General features: G+C 44.9%; 1 protein-coding gene and 1 pseudogene. Both read right to left on the bottom strand.

Annotation, left to right across the window (positions count from 1 at the left end; all coding sequences use genetic code 11):
- Positions 1–581 (bottom strand): annotated as a pseudogene (locus tag J1781_RS00565) (hypothetical protein); the annotation flags it as partial.
- Positions 582–626: 45 nt separating this feature from the next.
- Positions 627–839 (bottom strand): hypothetical protein, encoded by a 213-nt coding sequence (locus J1781_RS00560; protein ID WP_217147021.1) that lies wholly within the window; start codon positions 837–839, stop codon positions 627–629.
- Between the last annotated feature and the right edge of the window lie 221 nt (positions 840–1,060).

Genomic DNA, 1,060 nt, shown 5'->3' with positions numbered 1-1,060 from the left:
CCATCTCCCCCTGATGAGTTAGAGCCGCTACCACCGTCTCCACCATTTCCCCCATTGGCTCCATTCTGTCCGCCGTTCCCCCCATTTCCTCCATTAGATCCATCTCCGCTCCCTGCATTTCCTCCATTCCCGCCATTCCCGCCATTCGGACCGTTACCCCCGTTGCCACCATTTCCACCATCAGCAGTAAGAATTATTCCTGAATTACTCGGTGGCTTTTGGTCTGGTTTATAATCTATGGGATAAGTTTTATCAGAACCGTTCTGACCATTAATGCCATTGTGTCCATCAACTCCATTTCTTCCAGGTGAATTATTTTTGTTGCCACCATTTTCTCCGTTACCACCATTGCCTCCATTAACACCACCGTCTCCACCTCGACCTCCAGAAGAATTATTACCACTACCGCCATCACCACCTTTACCTCCATTAGCGTCGCCATTCACTGATGGTGAGTTGTTATAGTGTTTATTATGTTTATGATAATGAATGTATTCACTCGAAAAACTACGTAGTGGCAGTAGGGCAATGATAAAAATTGTTGAGCCAGCTAATAAGCTGAGTGTTTTTTTTATTTTCACTTTAACCTCCAAATTTAAAGGCCTGATTTACAGGCCTTTATATTTTCATTCAAGCATGGTTTGAATATCAAGCGCCGCCATCACCACCATCGCCGCCATCACCACCGCCGTCGCCGTCGCCGTCACCATTTCCGTCACCATTTCCTGTGCCGTTGTTATTACCACTATCATTACCGCTGTTATTACCGCCGTCCCCCCCACGTGCGCCAGGAGAATTGTCACCGCTTCCGCCGTCTCCGCCGGGACCACCATTAGCATCCCCAACCTTTAAAAAAAAGTTGTGGGTGTTATGAGGGGCTGTTGTTAGGAAATCAAGATGAAGTGGTTCAGCTGCTCTGGATAACCCAGCAAAAGCTAATAATAAAAGTGCTGCAATTCTACTTACTTTCATAATTAAAACCTCATTGGTAATTTTTGGGTTTACTTATTCATGGTAAAAGAACGCAAAAGAACATTGCTTTTTTAATGTAGCAATCAAT

The sequence above is a fragment of the Rahnella perminowiae genome (genome assembly GCF_019049695.1).
In the GTDB taxonomy this organism is placed as follows: Bacteria; Pseudomonadota; Gammaproteobacteria; order Enterobacterales; family Enterobacteriaceae; genus Rahnella; species Rahnella perminowiae.
This window is presented reverse-complemented; position numbering and strand designations above follow the sequence as displayed.

Bases quoted from the DNA above. Each gene is read 5' to 3' on its own strand.
- J1781_RS00560 (WP_217147021.1), bottom strand. From the start codon at position 839: ATGCTAATGGTGGTCCCGGCGGAGACGGCGGAAGCGGTGACAATTCTC.